Origin of the sequence: Microcystis aeruginosa NIES-843 (assembly GCF_000010625.1) — a bacterium.
Taxonomy (GTDB): Bacteria; Cyanobacteriota; Cyanobacteriia; order Cyanobacteriales; family Microcystaceae; genus Microcystis; species Microcystis aeruginosa.
Window position 1 is genome coordinate 2521532 of sequence record NC_010296.1, and the last position, 21128, is coordinate 2542659.

Annotated in this window: 12 protein-coding genes and 1 pseudogene; 8 read left to right on the forward strand and 5 right to left on the reverse strand. The window is 39.3% G+C overall.

Translation table 11 applies throughout. The features are described 5' to 3' along the window. Positions 1-408: 408 nt before the first annotated feature. The 8 genes from MAE_RS12125 (at position 409) to MAE_RS12160 (ending at position 17196) form a co-directional block, all read left to right on the forward strand. On the forward strand, positions 409-4230 hold the full coding sequence (locus MAE_RS12125) for a type I polyketide synthase (protein WP_012265837.1): 3822 nt from the start codon (positions 409-411) through the stop codon (positions 4228-4230). 56 nt (positions 4231-4286) lie between these two features. Beyond that, entirely contained in the window at positions 4287-5006 is a 720-nt protein-coding gene (locus MAE_RS12130) for a hypothetical protein (protein ID WP_012265838.1), read from the forward strand. 154 nt (positions 5007-5160) lie between these two features. Then, a complete protein-coding gene (locus tag MAE_RS12135) occupies positions 5161-6927 on the forward strand; it encodes an SDR family NAD(P)-dependent oxidoreductase (RefSeq protein ID WP_231859775.1) in 1767 nt (588 codons plus the stop codon). 45 nt (positions 6928-6972) lie between these two features. Further along, the gene (locus tag MAE_RS12140) at positions 6973-11976 is read left to right on the forward strand and encodes a 3-hydroxyacyl-[acyl-carrier-protein] dehydratase FabA (RefSeq protein ID WP_012265840.1); all 5004 of its coding nucleotides are present in this window, start codon (positions 6973-6975) and stop codon (positions 11974-11976) included. A 145-nt stretch (positions 11977-12121) separates the two neighbouring features. Next, complete coding sequence (locus MAE_RS12145; RefSeq protein WP_002761929.1) at positions 12122-13696, forward strand: PfaD family polyunsaturated fatty acid/polyketide biosynthesis protein; 1575 nt, start codon at positions 12122-12124, stop codon at positions 13694-13696. Positions 13697-13734: 38 nt separating this feature from the next. Next, positions 13735-14904: an MFS transporter gene (locus MAE_RS12150; protein WP_231859776.1), complete on the forward strand. Its 1170-nt coding sequence runs from the start codon at positions 13735-13737 to the stop codon at positions 14902-14904. A gap of 64 nt (positions 14905-14968) precedes the next feature. Next, positions 14969-16246, forward strand: coding sequence for an NAD(P)/FAD-dependent oxidoreductase (locus tag MAE_RS12155; protein ID WP_012265841.1), 1278 nt, complete (start codon positions 14969-14971; stop codon positions 16244-16246). A gap of 200 nt (positions 16247-16446) precedes the next feature. Then, on the forward strand, positions 16447-17196 hold the full coding sequence (locus tag MAE_RS12160; RefSeq protein WP_012265842.1) for a PEP-CTERM sorting domain-containing protein: 750 nt from the start codon (positions 16447-16449) through the stop codon (positions 17194-17196). A 506-nt stretch (positions 17197-17702) separates the two neighbouring features. Here MAE_RS12160 and MAE_RS12165 read toward each other — a convergent pair. From MAE_RS12165 to MAE_RS12185, 5 genes and pseudogenes are all read right to left on the reverse strand, one after another. Then, a pseudogene (locus MAE_RS12165) lies at positions 17703-17901 on the reverse strand (DUF4277 domain-containing protein); the annotation flags it as partial. A 124-nt stretch (positions 17902-18025) separates the two neighbouring features. Beyond that, a complete protein-coding gene (locus MAE_RS12170; RefSeq protein WP_012265844.1) occupies positions 18026-18919 on the reverse strand; it encodes an ABC transporter ATP-binding protein in 894 nt (297 codons plus the stop codon). A gap of 166 nt (positions 18920-19085) precedes the next feature. Then, a complete protein-coding gene (locus tag MAE_RS12175) occupies positions 19086-19859 on the reverse strand; it encodes an ABC transporter permease (protein ID WP_012265845.1) in 774 nt (257 codons plus the stop codon). A 63-nt stretch (positions 19860-19922) separates the two neighbouring features. Next, positions 19923-20546: a HEAT repeat domain-containing protein gene (locus tag MAE_RS12180; RefSeq protein ID WP_012265846.1), complete on the reverse strand. Its 624-nt coding sequence runs from the start codon at positions 20544-20546 to the stop codon at positions 19923-19925. A 148-nt stretch (positions 20547-20694) separates the two neighbouring features. Beyond that, entirely contained in the window at positions 20695-21126 is a 432-nt protein-coding gene (locus tag MAE_RS12185; protein ID WP_012265847.1) for a DUF29 domain-containing protein, read from the reverse strand. Positions 21127-21128: the final 2 nt, after the last annotated feature.

Below are 21128 nucleotides of genomic sequence, written 5' to 3' on the forward strand. Positions count from 1 at the left end.
TCTAGTTAGGGGTTGCTAAAAAAGTTTTTCCTGGGGGGGGGTGTGGGGTGTAGGGTGCAGGGTTTTACCCATTTTCAGGGGGTCAATTACCTCATTTTCAGGGAAAAAGTCCCTAAATTTCCCCCCCGATCACTCCAATGGCCGGTACTTTTTGATTTCAAAAAAGCCTAAAAATATTATCCAACAAGGTTTTTAGATTTATTCAGCAAGCCCTAGTTACCAGATTTTTTCTCCCCCCGAACGCTTACTAAAAATCATCCATTTGTGAGAGTAGATCATCCATTGTATAAACGTGGAACTCTGCCTAAACTGAAGCTAAAGGGAATCAAACAATTCTTTGTTCATTCTTTAAGAACTATTCGTTGTCTCTACAGACTGCTATATTATTGATTGGAGAACACACCTACAATGTCTGCTCAATCCTCAACCTCTAGCCTAACTGCTTTACAAAAAACACCGATCGCTATTATTGGAATGTCGGCCTTATTTGCTAAAGCCAAGAATTTACAGGAATATTGGCAAAATATTCTCGGTAAAGTGAATGGAATCACTGAAGTGCCAGAAAGTGCCTGGAATTTAGAAGATTACTATGATCCAGACCCGAAAGCACCAGATAAGACCTATGGTAAATGGGGGGGCTTTTTGCCTAAAATTGATTTTGACCCCTTAGAATTTGGTCTGCCACCTGATACGTTAGAAGCTTTAGATTCGGCTCATTTACTTGGTTTAGTGATGGCTAAACAAGCTTTAGAAGATGCGGGTTATAACCAAGGAAAAGAGTTTAATCGAGAAACAACAGGGGTTATTTTAGGAGGAAGCGGACTCTGGAAAAGCATTACTCCCTTAACCAGTCGTCTGCAATATCCTCTCTGGAAGAAAATTTGCCAAAAAAGTGGTTTATCTCAAGAACAAACCGACAAAATTATCGAAAATATGAAGGCGGCCTATGTGCCTTGGCAAGAAAATTCTTTCCCCGGTATGTTACCAAACGTCGTAGCAGGTCGTATTACTAATCGCTTTGATTTAGGAGGAACTAATTGTGTGGTGGATGCAGCCTGTGCGAGTTCCTTAAGTGCTTTAAAAATGGCGATCAGTGAATTAATTGAAGGCCGTTGTGACATGATGCTTACAGGGGGCTTTGACACGGATAATTCCATCCTTAATTATATGTGTTTTAGCAAAACTCCAGCTTTTTCTAAGAAAGATTGTCTCAATCCCTTTGATGCTACCTCCGATGGCATGATGGTAGGGGAAGGATTGGGAATGCTGGTGATTAAACGGCTTGAGGATGCAGAACGAGACGGAGATCGCATCTATGCAGTAATTAAAGGCATCGGGACTGCTAGTGATGGTCGTTTTAAAAGTATCTATGCACCGCGTCCTGAAGGTCAAGTTAGAGCCTTACGGCGTGCCTATCAAGAGGCGGGATTTTCTCCCGCTACCTTGGGGTTAGTTGAGGCCCATGGTACTGGAACACCAGCAGGAGATTTTTGTGAATTTACAGCCCTGAATGAGGTTTTTAGCGAAAATAACGCAGAAAAGCAAACGATTGCTCTGGGTAGTGTCAAATCTCAAATTGGTCATACCAAGGCGGCGGCGGGTGCTGCAAGTTTAATTAAAACGACTTTGGCCTTACATCATAAAATTCTTCCTGCTACCATTAACATTACCGAACCCAACCCTAAATTTAAGATTGAAGACTCGCCTTTTTATCTCAATACTGAAACCCGTCCTTGGTTGTCCAAAGGAGAGACACCGAGACGAGCCGGGGTTAGTTCCTTTGGTTTTGGGGGAACTGATTATCATGTGGTGTTAGAAGAATATACGCCCAAATTACCCCAAGGAGAAAATCGAATTCATCACCGTCCCCAATCAATTTTACTCTGGGGTCAAAATCCTGAAGAATTAAGACAAACTTGTCAAAAAGCTCTAGAACAGTTGCAATCTCCCCAAGGGTCACAAGTTTATATTGAACTACAAAATCAAAGCAAATCGGCTCAACTTCCCTTAAAGGTTGCTAGAGTGGGCTTTGTTGCGACTTCCTTGGCGGAAGCTATTAAATTACTGCAAGCAGCCGTTAAACAGTTGCAAAAACAGCCTCAAGCAGAGGCATGGGAACATCCCCAAGGTATTTATTACCGTAAGACGGGGTTATTACTGGAGGGAAAAGTCGTAGCATTGTTCCCCGGCCAAGGTTCTCAATACCTGAATATGGGTCGAGAAATTGCCCTAAATTTGCCAGAAATCCAAACCGCTTATCAAAAATTGGACATATTGAGAGCTAAAGCGGGTTTAACGCCCCTTTCAGCAGGAGTATTTCCGATTCCTACCTTTAACGAGGTGGACGAAAAACGGCAAACCTCTTTACTGCAACGGACGGAAAATGCTCAACCTGCGATCGGGGCTTTCAGTGTAGGACTGTATAAAACGTTGCAAAAGACGGGATTTAAGCCAAATTTTGTGGCCGGTCACAGTTTTGGGGAATTAACCGCACTCTGGTCCGCGGGCGTTTTCACAGACGACGATTATTATTACTTGATCCAAGCTAGAGGCCAGGCCATGGCCGCACCGAAAGGAGCCACCCCTCAAGGGGCGATGTTAGCGGTGACGGGGAAAGTATCTCAGATAGCGCAATGGGTTGAAGGAATGGCCAATGTGCAGATTGCTAACTATAATGCACCTGAACAGGTGGTATTATCGGGATTAGCCTCAGAAATTGCCACTATTGAGAAGATTTTAAGCTCTCAAGGCTATCAGGTTACGCCTTTACCCGTGTCTGCTGCTTTTCATACTTCTCTAGTACGTCATGCTAGTCAACCCTTTGGGAAAGCGTTGGATCAAGTGACGTTTCATGCGCCCCAACTTCCGGTTTATGCTAATGTGACGGCGGCCCCTTATCCCAAAGATTTATCAGGGATGCGTCAGCTTTTAGAAGCTCAGTTGTTGAATTCGGTTCAGTTTGTCCAACAAATTGAAAATATTTATGCTCAAGGCGGATATTGCTTTGTGGAAATTGGACCGCGCCAAATTCTCACTAACTTAGTTAAACAGATATTAGGCGATCGCCCTCATCTGGCCATTGCGCTCAACCCCAGTCGGCAAAAGGACAGTGATATTCAACTGTCACAAGGAGTAATGCAGCTTCGAGTTTTAGGTTTACCGTTAAACGATCTGGAAAATGCAGCTTTGACGGTGAAGACTTCCTCAAGCAAACGCAAAGGTATGACCCTTAAGCTGAATGCAACCAACTACATCAGCGATAAAACCAAAGCTTTGATCGGAGCTGCATTACAACCTGATTCACCTGCGGAAATAGAACCGTCAGTTGATTCCCAAACGGTTGAATCTAAGTGTGAGGAAGTGAAAGGGTCGGAAAACGAGGAAATTTTAGCCTCTATTCCTTCCGTCAACCCTTATCCTTCTGATTCTCAGCCTCTTTCAGAGGAAATTCCAACACTCAATTTATCTATTGTTTCTCAAGATCAAACTGTAACCATGACTATGAACAACGCTATTTCTAACAACATCAACCCTATTTTACAAGCATTCTACCAATATCAACAGAGTCTTGCCAAGGTTCACGAAGAGTACATTAAACATCAATCCCAGAGTTTTCAATCAGTGTTGCAGTTATTCAAACAAAAAGAGATGACAGTAGTTGCTCAAATTGACGAACTCTCTACTCCTGCTGCTTCTTCGGAGAATTCAAAATTTGATCGGCCAAATTCAGAGGTTTCCTCTGTTAGTTTTCCTGATCCTACCCCTTTTAAGTCTGAACCTCAGCCCTTACGAACTCTAGAACCTCAACCTTTAAACATTGCACCTCAACCCTTACCGACTCCCGAACCTGAACCCGTTCACATTTCCCCCATTGTCAACTATTTAGAACCTCGTCAACCCATTGCACCCATCTCTACACCTGAACCTGTGTCAGGAGTGAGCGAACCTTCTTTAGACTCCATTCAAGATGATGCACTGAGTCAAGCCTTATTAGAGGTTGTCAGTGAAAAAACAGGCTATCCTACGGAAATGTTGGCATTAGAAATGGATTTAGAGGCAGATTTAGGCATTGACTCGATCAAACGGGTAGAAATCATGGGAAGTCTGCAAGAAGCTTTCTCTGGGTTGCCCAAACTTAGCCCTGAAGCGTTAGCAGAAAAACGTACCCTAGCCCACATTGTTCAGTACTTGAGGGAGAAAATGATGGTGACAGAAAAAAAAATAGCTTAGTTGTTACCTCTACCCAGTCTAACCATCGAAAACACGGTGATATTGGACGTTATCAAATGAAACTGAAGCCCCTTGCTGCACCAGATTATTGGGATTTTCCCTCAACCCCTGATCAAACCTGTTTGGTGACCGATGATGGTTCATCTACTACTGCCCAAGTTGCTCAAAGTTTGCTAAACCAAGGCTGGCAAGTTGTGGTTCTCAGTTTCCCTCAATTCCTTATTCCTGCTTGTTCTTCTCTTCCTGCGGGGGTTCGACATTTTGTTCTCAATCATTTAAGTGAAGAACATTTACAATCACAATTGGGAGATATATTTAAAACTTGTGGACTGATCGGCACATTTATTCATTTACATCCTCTCCTTCAGGGGTTTAATCAAGATCAAGAGACTTCAATTAATTCTGATCAAGCGATTGTTAAACAAGTGTTTTTACTAGCCAAACATCTTAAATCTTCTCTGACGCAAGCGGCCAGTCAAGGACGCAGTTGTTTTCTCAGCTTAACCCGTTTAGATGGAGAATTTGGTCTCAGTGGAAAACGAGAATTTAGCCCTATTAGTGGCGGTTTATTTGGCTTAACGAAAACCTTAAATCTAGAGTGGGAATCGGTCTTCTGTCGCGCTCTAGATATTAGTCCCGACTTAGATGAAATGACAACGGCTCAAATTGTTTTAGCTGAATTGCATGATCCTAATAGCTTAATTCAAGAGGTGGGTTATACCCCAAAAGGTCGAATGACTTTGACTTGTGAATTAGCTTCTTTGAGCAGTAATTAGGGAAAAGTTAATAGTTAGAATAAAATTAGCTGGGCGCGAGCATTGCGCCCCTACAGAATTATATTTATTCAAATAAATTACGGTATAAATTCTGATTTTTAGCTAATCTATACTAACTATTAACTATCAACTATCAACTATCAACTAACACGGTATGTTACCCATGATTAATGATACTCAACTTAATTCATCTTCGGTGGTTATTGTCAGTGGTGGTGGCCGAGGAATTACGGCTCAATGCGTTATCTATTTGGCGCAACAATATCATTGTAAATTTATTTTATTAGGTCGTTCGCAAATTTTATATCCTGAACCTGAATGGAGTCTTTCTTGTCAAGATGAGTCTCAGTTAAAAAAGCAAATTATGCAACATTTAACAACTCAAAATGAAAAACCAACTCCGAAAAAAGTTCAAGCACTGTATCAACAACTCTGTCAAAGTCGTGAAATTAAGCAAACCTTATCAGAGATTGAAAAAGTAGGAGGAAAAGCCGAGTATTGCAGTGTTAATGTTACCGATTCACAGCAACTAAAAGCAACTTTAAGACCGATTATTCAACGTTGGGGAGAGATTACGGGCATTATTCATGGTGCGGGAACGTTAGCAGATAAATTAATTGAAAACAAAACTGAACAGGATTTCGATAAGGTTTATAGTGTCAAAATTGATGGGTTAAATAGTTTATTAGGTTCCCTAGAAGTTAACCGATTAAAATTTATTGCCTTATTTTCTTCTTTTGTTTCATTTTATGGCAATATCGGTCAATCTGACTATTCTTTAGCTAACGAAATTTTGAACAAATATGCTTATTTACTTCAACAAAAATATCCTAAATGTCATGTTGTTTCTATTGGGTGGGGTCCTTGGGATGGGGGAATGGTGACACCACAGCTTAAACAGTTGTTTGAGCAGCAAAATATTAAGGTTATTCCTCAACAAACAGGGGCGCAAATGTTAGCGGAAGAATTAACCCAAACTCAAGCTAAAACCCCTCAGATTATTGTCATGAGCAACCCTATTTCTCCTTCTCCTAAACTGGTTACACCGCAAAAGCATAGTTACCGTTTATATCGTCGGTTGACGTTACGAGGAAACCCTTTCGTTTATGATCATGTCATTGGGGGAAATGCAGTTTTACCTGCGATGTGTGCGTTAGCATGGATCACTAATAGTTGCGAACAACTTTATCAAGGATATCGTTTTTTAAGTTGTCATAACTATCAGGTGCTTAAAGGAGTTGTCTTTGATAAAAGTTTAGCTAATTTGTATTGTTTGGATCTGACTGAAGTTGAGAAAACAGAAGATGAAATTAAATTTGAAGCCTTAATTTGGAGTGAAACCGCTAAAGGAATTCCCCTTTATCATTATCGGGCGATTATTAATATTACTAAACAAGTAATAGCTGAGAGAAAACTTGAGGAAAGTATTCAGCCTGTCACGGAATCTTTCCTTAATTTACAACCCTATCAAGCAGGAGTTCTTTTTCATCAGCCCAGATTTCAAGGAATTAAGAAAATCTTAGAAATTAATAACAACGAACTTCTTTTTAACTGTTACTTACCTAAAATTTCTACACAAGATCAAGGACAGTTTAGCGTTCAATCCTTTAATTCTTATACGGCTGATCTCTTGTTTCAATGTCTTTTAGTTTGGGTCAGAAAACACTACAATTCGGGTAGTTTACCCCTAAAACTAAATGAGCTTGAGCAGTTTAGTTCCCTCCCTTTTAATCAAGAATTTTGGATAAAATTATCCATTAATGAACATAGTGATACTAAGGTAATTGCTAATGCACTTGCTTATCATTCTCAAGGGAAAATTTATTTAGAAGCAACTAATATGGAGGTTACTTTGAGTTCTTGTCTTAATGTTTTGTTTCTTAACAATACGGTGAATTCATCGAATACTGTTTGCTTGTAATTTTTTCTCAATTGATACCCTATTTACATTTTCACAGGAGATATTATGAAACCTTCCAAATTAGCGATCGCTGGAATAAGTGGCTTCTTTAATCAACTGTTAACCAGTCAACAACTATCAGCTTTAATTTATCAAGGAAACTCCCTTGATTATTCTAACAAACCGATCAGTGATCATTCTTGGTCTATCCTATCAAAGATGTCTGATCAAGGGTTAAAAGATTGTACTTGTAAGATAGGAAAAAAAGTCGCTTTAATTACTGCTAATAATATTAGCAACAATCAAGAAACTGAGCTTAAAAATATTAGTTATCAATTGGAAAGATTATGGAATTGTTCCATTGTTCCCTTTCAATTAACCCAAGTATCTGATTCTTTATTAAAGTCTCTCGAATTAGCCCAAATTCTCTTAACTGCCAAAGAAGTTGATACAGTCATTATTAGTGCGCTTAATACGGATTCTGAGTCTATTATTGGCGGAGCTTTAATCCTCAAAGATTATGAAACAATCCAAAACAATAATAGTACGCTTTTTTACGGGATTATTGATAGCTTTAGTAAAATAGTTAACCCCTTATCTTCTCCATCAGTTGCGATTAAACAAAGTTGTCAGCAAGCATTTAAAAATGCTAAGATTCACCCCTCAAATATTGGTTATTTAGCTGTTTCCTCAAGAGAGATAGATCAAGGGTTATTAGAAGCTTATTATGCTAATCATAATAACCTAACTTGTGCAGTTGGAACAGTCCAAGAGAATAATAATAACTTAGGGATAACTGAAGATTTAATTAGCTTAATTAAAACAGCACTTTGCTTAAAAAATCGTTATCTTCCTGCTTCCGCTCAACTGTTAACTTCTAATCTTACTCAAGAATGGCAAAATAGTTCTTTTTATCTACCTGATGTATCACTTCCTTGGTTTCTTGAAAAAGGACAAGAAAAACGCTATGCTGCGCTTAATTTAGTCAATCAAAATAATACTTATAGTCATTTAATTTTATCGGAAGCAACTCCTCAAAGTACACCCAATAATGGCTATTTACCCTATGCACCATTTTATCTATTTCCCCTCGCTGGAAATGATAGTTCATCTTTACAAAGTCAGCTTGATAACTTAACCCATAGTATTGAAAACAGTTTCTCCTTACCCCATCTTGCCAAAGAGAATTTTATTCAGTTTCAACAGAATTCTCAGTCTCCTTATGTTCTAGCAATTGTTGGGAATAACAAAGAAGCTTTGCAAAAGGAAATTAAACAGGCTAAAAAAGGAATTGATAAAGCCTTTCACACAGGAAAGCCGTGGAAAAGTCCCCAAGGAAGTTATTTTACCCCTAAACGGTTAGGAAAAGTGGGTAAAGTCGCTTTTGTTTATCCCGGTGCGTTTAACTCCTATTTAGGAATGGGAAGAAATCTTTTTCAATTATTCCCTAAATTATGGGAGAGAGCAGAGAGTTTAATTAGTGATCCTGCTACCTTTTTTCAAGCAAACTCTCTTTATCCTCGCCGTCAATCTCCCCTTTCTAAACAAGACTTAGAAACCCTAGAAACTCAATTCATTGCTAACCCTTTATCTCTCTTAGAAACGGGAACGGGTTTTGCGGTTTTATTCACCGAAATTATGCAGAAATATTTTAAAATTAAACCTGATGCTGCCTTCGGTTATAGCATGGGAGAAAGTACCATGATGTATTCATTAGGAGTCTGGCCAAATGCGGATCAAGGAAGTCGATTTGTTCATTCTTCTCCCCTATTTAAAACCCGTTTAATGGGAGCTAAACAAGCCGTTGCAGAATCTTGGGGTCAACCGATAGATGAAAATTCATGGAGTAGTTATGTTTTAATGGCTACAGCTGAAGCAGTTCAGGAATGTCTAAAAACAGAAAGTAAGGTTTATTTAACCCATATTAATACCCCTCAAGAAGTTGCGATCGCAGGAGATTCTCAAGGTTGTTTACGGGTGATTGAAAAATTACAATGTGATCGGTTTCGTTCGCCTTCTGATATGGTTTTACATTGTGAAGTTATGCAATCAGAATACAATGAGTTTCTTAAGCTAAATACGGTGACAATGGGAACAGCACCTGATACTATTTTTTATTCCTCTTCTCATTATGATTCTCTGACCTTAGAACAAGAGAAAATTGGTGATCATTTAAGTCAAGGAATGTGTAAAATGTTAGATTTTCCTCGCTTAATTGAACGCACTTATCAAGACGGAGTGAAAATCTTTCTAGAATTAGGATCAGGAGGAAGTTGTTCTCGTTGGATATCAGAAACTCTTGGTCAAAAAGAGCATCTTGCATTGTGTATTAATCGTCGAGGTGCTGATGATTTAGCGACCATTATTAAGATGTTAGCACAATTAGTCAGTCATGGGGTAGAACTAGACTTATCCCCTCTTTATTTAACAGATGAAGCAGAAACCTTAGAGGCGATTTTTAAGACAGTGTTAACCACAGCACCCAAAGCTAATATTGAACCCCAAACTGAGCAACAAAATTCAATTATTCGAGAAAATACTGCTTCTCAAAAAGTCGCTGTTTTAGTCGCTTCTTCTACTCAACTTCTTTCCCAAGTTCCAACCATTTCTACGGTTGATCATTCAAGAACAAGCGTTATTTCTTCTCATCCTAAAACCGTTAAACCTTGTTTATTTGATCAACCTGAGATCCTCGAATTTATTGAAGGTAAAGTCTCTAAGGTTTTTGGTCAAGAATATGAACCCATTGATCATTATACCCAACGAGTCAGAATGCCGTCTCCTCCCTTTTTGTTCGTCAGTCGGGTGACTCAATTAGAAGGAAAATTAGGTGATTATAAATCAGGTTTCATCGAAACAGAATATGATGTACCAGAAGATGCTTGGTATGCAGTAGATGGTCAATTAACGGTAGGAATTTGTAAAGAAGCCGGCCACGGACTCCTGATGCTATTAAGTTATATCGGGACAGATTTTGAAAATCAAGGAAAACGCTCTTTCCGTTTATTAGATTTATCTGCAACCTTCTTATTTGAACAACCCGAAAACGTTAAGTTGTTACGGTGTCGAGTTAAGATCACATCTTCGGTTAAAACTGATGATAGCTTATTAATTTTCTTTCAAGGAGAGGTGTTAATTGGGGATCAAGTTTGGATGAAATTTCATGACGGTTGTGCTGGACTCTTTTCTGATGAAGAATTAGAAAAAGGACAGGGAATTGTGCTAAAAGAGGCTGAAGAAAAAGAAAGAAACTTGATTAAAAGACAACAGTTTACTCCTCTTTTAACTTGTTCTAAGTCATCCTTTAAAAAGGAAGAAATTTTTAATCTAAGTCGAGGAGATATTGAGGCTTGTTTAGGGAAAAACTATCAACAAAATGGCTTAAATTCTTCCCTCAGATTACCCCCAGAAAAACTCTTAATGTTAGAGAAAGTGATGATGGTAAATCCTCAAGGAGGAATAGCTGGACTAGGGTTAGCAGTGGGAGCAAAACAGATCACTCCTGAGGACTGGTATTATTCTTGTCATTTTAAAAATGACCCCACTTTACCGGGGAATTTAATGATTGAAGGAAGTATCCAACTGGTGCAATTTTATTGTTTATGGTTAGGGTTACAAACTCACAGGAAAGATGCTCGTTTTCAGGTGATTCCAAATCAAACCCAAGCAGCCCGTTTTCGGGGACAAGTGACTCCCCAACATGGAACTTTAATGTATCAAATGGAGGTGTTAGAAATTGGACTTTCTCCTCAACCTTATCTTCTGGCTAATGTGGATGTTATTTTTGGCGGAAAAACCATTGCTACTATTAAAAATATTGGTGTTCAACTGGTAGAAAAAACAGACACCATTCCCAGTATTTTCCCACCCATTGAGTCAGGAACATTCCCCCATATTTCCCAATTATCAAAACAGTCATCGGTTTTATTTAATGAAAACCAATTAAAAACCTTTGCTAAAGGATCAGTGGCTGCCTGTTTGGGATCAGAATTTGACATTTATGAAAATCGTCAATCGGTTCGTTTACCTAACGGGGAGTTTCAGTTAGTCAGTCGGGTATTAGACATCGAAGGTAAACGTCATGAATTGCAAAAACCATCGGAAATTATTACCGAATTTGATGTCAAAGAAAATGCTTGGTTTTATAACCATAATGCCTATCCCACTTTGCCCTACTGTACTTATATTGAAATTGCCGGTCAACCTTGTATTTTCTTAGGGGTTTATATGGGAGCAACTTTATTATTCCCAGAAGATGATCTTCATTTTCGTAATTTGGATGGACAGGGAACAATTCTCAAAGAAATTGACCTCCGTAATAAAACCATTACGGATAAAGTTCGTCTCCTTTCTACCACCGCTATTCAAGGGGCAATTATTCAAAAGTTTGAGTTTGAGTTATCTTGTGAAGGTGAGCCTTTTTATCGGGGAAATATGGTCTTTGGAGACTTTAGCACAGCCGTGTTAGCGAATCAAGTGGGACTTGATGGTGGAAAACGTCTTAAACCTTGGTATCAACTGAATAATTTATCCGATTTAACCCTACAGGAAATTAATTTACAAGATTCCTTAACTCACCAAACCTTCTATTCAGTAAATCCTGAAAAACCCCATTATCGTCTTTCTCAAAATTATCTTGATTTTATCGAAAAAGTTTTCCTAATTCAAGATGGGGGTAAGTATCAAAAAGGATATATTTATGCCAGCCAATCAATTACTCCCGAAGATTGGTATTTTCCCTTCCATTTCTATCAAGATTCCGTGATGCCTGGTGCATTAGGCGTTGAGTCTATTCTTCAAGCTATGCAAACTTATGCGCTGCAATTAGACTTAGGCAAATCTTTCAAAAATCCTCGCTTTGGTCAAGCCATTAATCATCAAATCACCTGGAAATATCGAGGACAAATTACACCCGAAAATCGTTTAATGTCTTTAGAAGTGCATATTTCCGATATTCGAGTCGAAGATGATGTAATCACAATTATCGGAGATGCCAGTCTTTGGAAAGAAGACTTAAGAATTTACGAAATTAAAGACATCGCCCTGTGTCTATTAGACAGTGAAGAGTGAACAGTTAACAGAGACCAGTGTATCTCGACTACTCGGTTAGTGCATTAACCATCGAATTGGGATAACCCCAGTTACCAGTGAATAGTAAACACCCATCTTTCTTTTCCGTCAGTTTAAAGTCAACAACAATGGAGAAATAAACCCCATGTTAACTAGCCATAATTCTCTTACTAGCTCCCCTAAACCATCTATCTCCTTTGATAGTGAAGGAATTCGAGAAAAATTAGCCAATTTAGAGCAGCCTTGTTATGTATATGTCAAAAATAACCAGATAGGACTTTCTCACGAACCTAATGCTGATATACTGCCCCGTAGCATGATTAATGCCCTATCACCCCAACAATTAGGCGATCGCGCTTTTTGTGACTTTCATGGTTTAGACTATGCTTATGGGGCGGGTGCAATGGCCGGGGGTATCGCTTCCGAAGATTTGGTGATTTCTCTGGGAAAAGCGGGATTTTTAGCCAGTTTTGGGGCAGCCGGGTTAGTTCCCCAACGGGTTGAAAAAGCCATTCACACCATTCAAGAAGCTTTACCCAATGGACGATATGCCTTCAATTTAATCCATAGCCCCTCAGAGGAAGCCCTAGAACGGGGTTCAGTGGAACTTTACCTCAAATATGGGGTAAGAACTGTTGAAGCCTCTGCTTACCTGGATTTAACCCCCCATATTGTCCGTTACCGAGCATCAGGATTACATCTAAATTCTCAAGGCGATATTGAAACCCAAAATAAGATCATTGCCAAAATTTCTCGGACCGAAGTTGCTCAGAAATTCTTAAAACCTGCTCCCCCTAAACTGCTGAAAGCTTTAGTTGAACAGGGACAAATTACAACCTTACAAGCAACTTTAGCTGAAAAAGTTCCTTTAGCCGATGATATAACCGTTGAAGCTGACTCTGGTGGTCACACAGATAATCGTTCTTTGGTTTGCCTTCTCCCTTCTATTATTGCCTTACGCAATGAGATTCAACAGCAATATCAGTATGAGCGTTCTATTAGAGTGGGGGCTGCTGGTGGGATTAGTACTCCAGAATCAGCCTTAGCGGCCTTTATGATGGGAGCGAGTTACATTATCACAGGTTCGGTGAATCATGCTTGTATTGAAGCGGGAACATCTGAACATACCAAACAATTACTTGCCCAAGCAGCAATGGCCGATGTGGTAATGGCCCCTTGTGCTGATATGTTTGAAATGGGGGTGAAAGTTCAACTCTTAAAACGGGGAAGTTTATTCCCCATGCGCGCGCAAAAATTATATGATTTGTATCAAACTTATGAGGGAATTGATGCCATTCCGACCGAGGTTCGTCAAACCATAGAAAAGCAAATTTTCCAAAAACCATTAGAGGCCGTTTGGCAAGAAACCCTTGCTTATTTTCAAGAGCGAGATCCCGAACAAATTGAACGAGCAAATAATAATCCTAAACGGAAAATGGCTTTAATTTTTCGCTGGTATTTAGGGCTTTCTTCTCGTTGGGCAACCAGTGGACAGCCACAACGAACAATGGATTATCAAATTTGGTGTGGTCCGGCGATGGGTTCATTTAACGATTGGGTTCGAGGAACTTATTTAGAATTTTCCGAAAATCGTCAAGTGGTGGATGTAGCAACTCATATCATGCGCGGTGCAGCTTATCTCTATCGTCTGCAAAGTCTGAAGTTACAGGGGGTTAATCTTCCGTCTCCCTATCATTTTTATCGACCCACGCCTCTTTAAAAACCCCCTTATGAACCTTGTGCTGGAATTTTCCCATGATGACTAAAAATGCCAATTCTCCCTTTTCTGTTGGACTTCCCGCCCTTTATTTAGTGGCCTTTTTATCGGGAATTTCCCTAGGGTTATTTAATCCCTTTGTTTCTACCCTTATGAAAGAAAAGGGTTACGACAATATTGTTATTGGGGCAAATTCTACTCTTTACTTTTTTGTCATTGCCGCAGGAACACCGATTGTGGCTAGTATTCTTCGCCAAATTGGATTAAGAAAAACCATGATGTTAGGATTCCTTTTAATGGGAATAACTGCACCTCTATTTGCCTTTACTACTCAATTATCTCTTTGGTTTATCATTCGTGGCGTTATGGGTTTGGCCTGTTGTTTATATCTGATTTCTGGACAAACCGCTATTAACTATTTTTGTAATGATCAAAATCGAGCCATGGTTAATGGTTTAGATGCTTTAGCTTTTAGCTTAGGTTTTGGTATCGGTCCGATTATGGGAGCAGTCGCCTATAATCTTTCTCCTAAGATCACTTTTTTATTAGGAAGTGGCTTGATTTTAAGTGGAATTGTTGTTGTCTTTTTTGGATTACCAGAGAAAACGGTTAAGTTTCAAAAGCCCAACTTTAGCATTATTCAAAAGCTCAAACTTCCCCTACAAGGAGCTTTTGCTTATGGCTTCAGTGTTGCCACCTTAGTTTCTCTTTATCCACTTTTTTTACTCGAACAAAACTATGGTATTGAGCGCATGGGTTTAATCTTTGGCTTGTTTATTTTAGGCGGATTAATTTCAACCGTTCCTATTACTCATTTAGCCGATAAGATGGGTAAAGTTAAGGTTTTAGTCGGTAGTGTAATTATTGTAATTGTTTCAGTTTTTGGCTTATCTTTAATCGAAAATCCCATGATTACCCCCTTTTTAGCTTTTGTCTCTGGGGTAGGAATGAGTCCCATTTTTCCCTTATCATTAGCCCTGATTGGTTCTACCGTTACCCTTAATGAATTATCCTCCGGGAGTGCTGTCTTTACCTCAATTTATAGTGCAGGTTGTACCGCCGGTCCCATTCTATCAGCTATTGTCATGACCATGATGGGAACTCGGTATATCTTCTCATTAATGTTAGTCATTTTTGTCTTATTTTTGCTGAGTTTAAGTCAGTCCCAAAAGTCCCATTCTGACTATCAACATTCTTCGGAGAATAGTTAGGAAAGTTTCTTGAATTTTAACTACACTAATTAACCCCATTCACAATTTATTCAAGGACAAAATCATGGAAAAATTAGCAATCATTGGTTCGGGTATTTCTGGCTCTCCCATCGCCTATTATCTTCAAGATCAATATGAGGTTGATGTCTATGAAAAAAGTAGTCGTGTCGGCGGTCATGCTCACACCTTAGATTTGGATGAGGATGGTCAACGGATTTCTTTTGATACGGCTTTTGTGGTTTGTAATAAACCTAATTATCCCAACTTGATGAAATTTTTTGCTGATTTAGGAGCAGAGACTCAAGATCATTTAGGCGGATTTAATTTTTATAATTTGGATACTGGAATGCAGTTTAATTCCCTAGATCTAGAACTGCCGATGGAAGAATTCGCTCGTCAGCAACCTTCAGAATTAGTCGCTTGTTATCAAGAAGCTAAACGTTTTTTCTCAGAAGCACGGGCTGATTTTTGGGAAGGAAAAACGAGAATTTCTATGCAAGAATATCTAGATAAAAATAACTATAGCCAAGCCTTTCGAGATAACTTTGTCATGCTAATGGGATCAGCCGTTTGGTCAATTCCTACTGATTTATTAATGGAGTTTCCCGCTTCAACTTTTATCAGCTTTTTTATGACTCATGACCAAGGCGGTTTAGGGGGAAAAACGGTCGAATGGCAAACCGTTAAAGGGGGAAGCAGTCGTTATGTTGAAAGGGTCAAAGATGCTTTAAAGAAACCCATTCGCACTGAGCAAGAAGTGATTTCCGTTAAAAAAAGAGAAGACGGAAAAGTAACGATAAAAACGACCACAGATGAAGAAGTTTATGATAAGGTGGTTATGGCTACTCACGCTGATCAAGCATTAGGAATACTTGCTGAACCAACTGAATTAGAACAAAACATCCTAGGCTGTTTTAAGTATAATGAAACCGCCGTAACTGTTCACACTGATCCAGTTATTATGAACCCCGATCGCAGTAAATGGCAATCCTGGAATTATGGGCAAGTAACTAAAGAAGGAAAGCTTTATACTTATGTGACTTATTATGCTAACAAAGTCCATAATTTTACCGCCAAGAAAGATTATTTTGTTTCCTTAGATACCCCACCTATCGCCATTGATGAAGACAAAATTATCCGCATTCTTAAGTATCGACATCCAGCTTATGACATGAATACTCTAGAAGCCCAAAAACAAATTTATCAACTCAATGAAACTGGCCCTATTTACTTCTCAGGGACATATTTCCACATCAAAAAACGAGGCATTGATTCCTACGGATTTCATGAAAGTGGCATCGGTTGTGCGGTTGAATTAGTGGAACGTTTGAGAAAAGGATAATGTTTGGCAAAATACAGAATCAATAATCAGCAACTATACTCAAGTATTTTGGTTGACTCTTTTGAGTAAATTCAACTACAGTTAACCATAAGTTTCTTAAAAGAAGTTGAAAAATTCTAATCTTTTTTGAAACCTCCTTTAGGTTAGAGAAAAGATTCTTGACTACAAACTCTAAAAAATTGACACAGGAGACTTAAACAATGCTCTCAAAACATCTAGTAACTCTATTAGGATTAACCTCTGTAATCGCTCTTAATCCTGTTCTTTCTGTTCATGCCGAACCTCAAGTTTATTTAGAAGTTGAGGGAAAAGAAAGCCTAGAACTAAATACTAATACTTTAGCTATTTTAGAAAATATTGGATTAACACTGAGCGATGTTGAAAGTACCGCAACGCCTGCCCCCGGCTTTTCCATTGGTTCCGTTTTATTGCCTCCCAATTCTGACCCCAATGTTCGAGGAACGACTTATACTTTCCTCTATGATGATGACCCTGTTCTTTATGTTCCCTTGGGCGGAACAGAAGAGTTTTTAGGAACGTTTACCTTTGAGGTAGATACCACCAAGTTGAATGGACTAGGAACACAATTCACGATTGGCAATTTTTCCAATTCTTTTGACGAAGATTTTAATTTTTTTGTGACTGATACAGCCAATACAGGTTTGCAAGTCTTTGATGTTGCATCATCAGGTATTCCTAATATTGATCTTAATACTCTGACTTTCGTGCTTGAAGGAATTGAATTATTCTTTTCTCAAGAATTCAGTGACTTGTTAGTAAATGCAGGGGCTACTCAGTCAGTAGCGGGATTAAAATTCATTGATGGTAGAGCCGATCGTTCTTTGATGTTAGTCTCTGCTTCAACTCCTGAACCCTCATCAATTTTAGCTCTAATTCTGTTAGCAGGAGGCGGTATTATTGGCGGAATTAGACAAAATCAAAAAAAATAAGTAGTTAATTTTATTGACTGAAAATCAGTTGAGGTAATTTTTGCTTAATCTAATCCTCAGTAACAAACAAAGAATCTACAAATTGTGCCAAAGATTCTCCATTTTGCTGAGGAATTTACCATTTTAAACTAGATATAGATGATGTCTAGATAGGGTTGGCTAAATAAATCTAAAAACCTTGTTGGATAATATTTTTAGGCTTTTTTGAAATCAAAAAGTGCCAGCCATTGGAGGGATCGGGGGGGAAATTTAGGCTCTTCTCGACTTTGTGTGATAATTTTTGCTTATGGAATCGTGAAATGTTTACTGAGAAAGACTTTTGGGACTATTTTTCTGAAGAAACTATCATTATAGACCTCATTTCCACACAGAAACCAGAAGAGCCAAATTTAGGCACTTTTTCCCTGAAAATTAGGTAATTGACCCCCTGAAAATCGGTAAAACCCTACACCCTATCCCCCACACCCCACACCCTACCCCCACCGAAAAACTTTTTCAGCAGACCCTAAATACAAGGATCGGGAGACAAATCCCAATCCGTTCAGGATAATCGCTTTCACGACTTGCCCAGCTGTGACAATTTCTCCTGGAACCCATTGATACTTGTTCGTTAATAATTTCAACGATTCCTATTTCATCTATAATTCCAGCTACTAATCCTAGATGGTCTAGATTTTTAACTTGAATTTCTGTTGATTGAGTCATGGTCGAACAGCCCACTCGCCTCAGTTTTCCAACAATATGACGGTAAAAAAACGGTGATCTAGCTTAATTGAGGTCAAGTACTGAAAAAAATGCCGATCATCAACCTAAATTTTCAAAAACGGGTTTAAAATTGATTCATAATTTCCATATAAATATGTTCTAACTGTATCGTCTGACGGGAGATAGAATCAATATTAATGCCGTCGAATGCCCGAATAATCTCGCTTAATTCTAGGTGTTCATCTAACCAAAAAGCTAAATCTTTGCCGTAAAATTTGGGAGTAAATCCTAATTGTTTACCTCGATTTATGGCCGCTTCTTGATCCTGGGTATCCATGATAATAATTTCTTTCGCAGGAATGTGCTGACGCAGCTGATTTAAATTACCTTCGGCAATAATACGACCTTGTTTTAAAATGCCGATACGTTGACAGAGACGCTGTGCTTCATCGAGGAGATGGGTAGTTAATAAAATTGTCATTCCCTGGCGCCGTAATTCTCCGATTAAATCCCAAATTTCATAACGAGATTCGATGTCTAAACCAGTAGTTGGTTCATCGAGAATTAATAATTTTGGCTGATGAACAATAGCCACGGCAATATTCATCCGGCGCTGCATTCCACCGCTTAAAGTTTCCACCGGACTACGGGCGCGATCAAGCAAATTTACTGCGGATAAACTGGCTTTAATCCGATGACGACGCTGGGGGCGATCGAGTCCATAAATCTGAGCAAAAAAGTTGAGATTTTCCTCACAAGTAAGGGATTTGTACAATAAATTTTCTTGCGGTGCAACCCCAATTAATTCTTTAGTAACTCTAGAAATTGGCAAATAATTAAAGGTAATTTCTCCCGATGATGGTTTCAATAAATTACAAATTAAATTAATAGTGGTGGTTTTTCCCGCACCATTGGGACCGAGTAAACCGTAAATTTCCCCCGCTTCAATATGAAAGTTTAATTGATCTAATACTAAGCGTCTTCCGTAATTTTTTTTGACATTATTAATAGTCAGCATTTTTAATAAAGTAACAAGGATAGTCAGAAGTCAGGAGGCAGGAGTCAGGAGTCAGGAGTCAGGAGACAGGATTAGGGAGTGTAAGATATAGGAAGACAAATCAATAAATACTCTTGCCTTTTCTAACTGATAACTGATCAGTGATCACCGATCACTGATCACTGATTTACAGTCGGCGTTCAAGGTTTAACATTTGTCGATAGGTAAGCCAACCACCTGCTACCATAGCTAGAGCAAAAAGACAGAGAAAGCGAAAATGAGAGTTAATATCTTGTAGATTTTCGCCCTTTGCCCAAACAGCAATTAAAGCTTCATTCATGTGGTAGATCGGGTTATATTTAGCCAGAGATAGAATATTGTCGGGGAATAAAGCAGTCGGGAGAAAAACGCCGCCTAAAATTAATAAAGGAACCCCAAAAGTTCCCACCAAAGCATTAACATCTTCTGTTCTTTTCGCCAGTTGAGTACCAAGGATAAATCCTAAACCCACATAGGCGGTGATACTAAGGAAAATAATTAATAATTCTAGAGGAATTGAGCCTTTAAAAGTGGCTCCATACTGTTTAGCAATAGAATAAACTAAAACTGTCTGACAGGCGGCAATCACACAATGGGCGAGAAAAATGCCGATGAAATAGGAAACACCGCTTAAAGGCGATAAAAATAACCGTTTAATCGTTTGTTGTTCCCTTTCTGCTACCACCGTCGCCACGGTTCCCCCCAAACAACTAAAGAAAAGTGCCGCCCCGACGAGGGTGGGAGGAGTAGCCAGAGCCATTGCCTCAGCAAGCTCAATTTTGCCTTTTTCTGCCATAATATAGCCATTTAAGAGCAGGACAAGGATCGGGAAAATGCCCCAGAGGATTAAGCTACGCCCGCGCCGGATTAATTCTACTAAAATTCGTTGAGCGATCGCTAAAATTTCCTGCCAATATTTCATAGAATGTTAGTGTAATTGTTTCTCACTGTAGAGAAATAAGTTTTTCTACTTTTTCACTTAGGCTTATTGTAAGTGTTCCAGAGCTTGATCGGCACGCAATCTTACCACTATTTCCGCTTCTGTCTCCCCAATCTGTCCTAAAAGTTCCCGAGTCGCCCCGCGAAATGCCGCCGCCGCAGTTCCTAATCCCTCTAATCCGACGATCGCCGCATATCTAACCACCCACTCTGGATCCCCTTGCGAAAGTTTCTCCAGTGCCGCAAAAACTGCCTTTTGAGCCTCAGAAACCCGACTTTCCTCCAAATCAGACCAAATTATATTTCCTAAGCCTCTAGCCGCCCCTCGCCGCACGCTAAAGGAAAAATCACTCACCGCCGCCTCAAGTAATAAGTCCAATCCTCGCACATCGCCAATTCCCGCTAGGGCGCGGGTTGCCCAAGCTCTTGCCCCATAATTATAACCGTCTAGATTGGCCAGTAAATAGGGAACCGCCGCTTTGCCAATGGCGATTAAACCATCCACGGCTGCCACGGAGGCACCGGGGTTATTATATCTCAGCACATCGGTGAGGGTGGGTATTGCCGCTTCACTTTTGGCGGCGGCTAAGTTTTCCACGGCGGTTAGTAACTCATTGGCTGAGTCGGCTTTTTCTACGGCAATAATTAAAGTCTCAACGGTAGGAAGCATTGGTTATCAGTAGAAGGGATGAGGGGTTAGGGGTTGGGGAGTGGGAATTATGAATTATGAATTATGAAGTGGGAAGAATAAATAAAAATAATCTCCTGACGACTGATTCTTATCTCCTAACCCCACCAACAAACTTTTAAAGATAATTTTATCGCCAAACTTTTTTCTGTAAAATCTGACTAATTTCTTGGGGAAAAGGACAATCATCGGGAAAGTTAAAGGATTGATAATCGGGGTTATCTCGCAAGCTTTTTAAAGCCGTGGCATAGCAATCTAAAAATACTTGCTCCCAGTAGGGTTTTAAACTAGGAGAATCCCTCAAAAGTTCTTCTAGTTCCCGTTGACTGCGCCTAATAGTTTCTTGCCAACCTCGATAATCCTCAACGTAATCAGTATAGCAAAGTTTGAGGCAGTGTTCTAAGATGGTGGTTAACCGGTTGCGGAGTTCACGTTTTTGACTTCTGCCCAAACTTTCTATCTCCTCGATCAAGTTTTCCCAGTCAACTTTATCAAAGTTTTTTTGTCTTAACAGAGTGATTGTCTCGTTCAGCCAGCCGACATAATCAGTTTGAATTAGCATAA